Source organism: Bartonella sp. AA81SXKL (assembly GCF_042196945.1).
In the GTDB taxonomy this organism is placed as follows: domain Bacteria; phylum Pseudomonadota; class Alphaproteobacteria; order Rhizobiales; family Rhizobiaceae; genus Bartonella.
The window spans coordinates 1-2,740 of record NZ_JBHIRH010000055.1 but is presented as its reverse complement, the minus strand read 5'-3'; the positions used below and the strand labels follow the sequence as shown (position 1 = coordinate 2,740).

Sequence of the window (2,740 nt, the reverse complement as noted above, 5' to 3'; positions counted from 1 at the left end):
TAAAGAATATCTACTTCACGATCAGCCAATTGATAGCTTGCCATATGGTCATTCTCATTGATTTTCTCGGTTGACCAGCCTAAGCTTTTCAAAAGCGTTGTCGCACTTTCCATGGTGAGACGATCATCAGTGTCATCCACTTCAACAGAAGTTGTTTTAGAAGCAACAGATGCTGTTTGCGGATCCAAACTCAAAATTGGAACGTTTTTAGGAAAACCTGTTCAATAACGCTGGGCAAGATTAAGCGCGTTGTCAATATCATATTTTGTGATAGTATCTACAAAGCCTAGACGGTTTTTTCTTTGAAAACTCTCCTTATAAAACTTAAGTTTTTTGACATTGCCAGTCAAAATAAGTGCAATAAGGTGAAATTCTGCAAGGAAAAATTCACTTTTTGTTGGCAACGCCGCATAATCATAGATGATTTGGTTGGTGTTTTGGTTATCAGCCCATTTAAGAATATCCACACAGATTTGCTTTAGTTTGCCTTCTTCAACTTCAACACTAGAAACTGTATAAACTTCTTCTGCCTCTTTGAGAGCTATATATTGAGGATTCTCGGGAAAAACACCCCTATGAGCAGTGGAAAAGGCAAGTGTTGAAAGTGAAGCCTTGAATATAACGATCAGTGTTTTTCCTTTTGTATCAAGGCTGTACATTATATTAATGATACGGTCTTTGCTTATAAAATAGGCATTACGATTATAATTTTTGTCGCGATAGACTGTCCAGTTCATCATTTTTAATGTTTCAGAAACTGTATTAAGGAGAGCTAAAGATTGTACATCAATACGTGCATCCGCCGCCTCTCGCTCCTTTAAAACGCTCAGATGTCCTTCAGCAAATTGAACAGCGTGATTAACATATTTTTCCACATCATCGTCATCTAAATATTCAGAAATCGTACCTGCTTTTACGGCATTTTGATAGGATTTCAGGATATCAATTTGACCTGTTAATGCTAAACAAGCCAAATGCCATGGAATATCGGGACAAGAGCTATATTTTTGAACAAGCGCTTTGCTTTCTATCGCTGCTTCTAAATCCTGAGCACGCGCCCATTGTATCACCCGCTCAGAAATTTTGATAAGCTCCTGCTCATTTAATGTCTCTAAACGAATATCAATCCCTTTACCAACACCACTAAAAACCCCTCCCTCAATCGTATTAAAAGACTGATAAATATTTGTAGCTGATATCTGCCTACATTTTCTACTATCGTGAATATAATGGCAAGCGACAGAAATATCTTCGTTGGAGATCCCTGCTTCAAGATGAACATTATAATCATCATGAAGACGGATAAAACCAAAATCAAATTGAATGAAGCGGTCGGGCAAAATCAGCCACATTTTTCCAGGTTCCGTAACAAACCACCCTTGGGTTTTAAGAATGCGCGTTGCTGCTGTAAGACTCATCAAACGCTGTTTCGGTTTTTTGCGTGCTAAAATGTCATCCAATTCATTATTTTTATAAGCTTCAGCAAAAAAGATGACGCGCTCAACCTGTGTCATCTTTTCATAATCAGAAAACTCTGGTGTATATAATTGAGGTGTAGGTTTGTAATTCCTTAAAGCTTCGGTATCGCCGAGTAGAGCCTTTGCAACGAGAGAATGATTAGCAGCTTTTTTACGTAATTTTTTCTTAATATCTTGTGCTTGCGCCCAAGCTAACACTTTGTCTAAAGCTACCTTGACATGGCTTTCAAAAAACTCCAGTGCTGTAACTCCAAAATTCTCTTCTGAAGAAATCAGCATAGCCTCATATTGAGATTGAGATTCTTTACCGTTAGCATATTCACAGCCAAGACAATAAGCAGCAGTAGTAAGACTGACAGAAACCCACAATCTTCCGCTATCCCGTCCATAATCTATGACACCATAATGAATACGCACTATGCGATCGGGGAGGTGATAATAAGCAAACATATCACCCATTTCATCGCGATGGGGCTCCCAACCAACTTTTTTTAAAATCTCTGTTGCGTCTTTGGTTTGCATCGTCATTACCCCCCCCAGCATGTTCCATAATTCTTTTACAGAGAAATTCATAGAAGTTACTTGCGTAATGCTCTGAATCTCCAGATGCAATTTCAACATAGAGTGGGCATTCACCATCCCAAAACTGAGAATAATCAAAATAAAATGTTTCACCAAAATCAGTTCTATTCACGGCAAGCTGATTTGGTTTTGCGAAACCATTTTTTATATCCGTCAAATGATAGAAAACAATATCACCAGCAGGACACTTATCAAAACTTGCGTTATAAATGCTAAAAATTTCATAACCTCCAATTTCTCCTCCTCCATAATTTTTTAAAAAACTTTTGTAGGACGAGGTGAATTGTAAACCGAGAGTTTTTTCTGCCTCTTTAATCCGTACATCACTAGCTGCATCCTCTGCAGTGCCAAAGTCGATAACATCCGGATACTTATTAATTAATTGTGCAACATCAGCTAAGGTATAGGTTTTCATGGATGATCCTCAAAACTTGCGTTATAAACGCTTCATATTTCCTCTATCAATTTCACCTCTTCCATAGTTTTTTCCAAAAGCTCTTGTAAAAAGGTATAGGTTGCGGAGTGGGAGTGTTCTCAATCTTTTCAATTGGTTGATCACCATCAGGTATCTCAACTCCCACGCTTTCTTTAATTCTTTTGCAAAGGAATTCATAAAAATTACTGGCGTAATATTCGCAATCTTCAGATGGAAGCATGACATAAAGTGGGCATTCACCATC

1 protein-coding gene and 2 pseudogenes are annotated in these 2,740 nt (G+C 37.9%); all 3 read right to left on the bottom strand.

The genetic code is table 11. The features are described 5' to 3' along the window. A pseudogene (locus tag ACFINZ_RS09315) lies at window positions 1-2,000 on the bottom strand (DUF6990 domain-containing protein); the annotation flags it as partial. Then, the gene (locus ACFINZ_RS09310) at window positions 1,939-2,475 is read right to left on the bottom strand and encodes an SMI1/KNR4 family protein (protein ID WP_375639597.1); all 537 of its coding nucleotides are present in this window, start codon (window positions 2,473-2,475) and stop codon (window positions 1,939-1,941) included. The pseudogene ACFINZ_RS09315 and the gene ACFINZ_RS09310, both read right to left, overlap by 62 nt. Window positions 2,476-2,527: 52 nt before the next feature. Next, a pseudogene (locus ACFINZ_RS09305) lies at window positions 2,528-2,740 on the bottom strand (SMI1/KNR4 family protein); the annotation flags it as partial.

Bases quoted from the DNA above. Each gene is read 5' to 3' on its own strand.
- ACFINZ_RS09310 (WP_375639597.1), bottom strand. From the start codon at position 2,475: ATGAAAACCTATACCTTAGCTGATGTTGCACAATTAATTAATAAGTAT.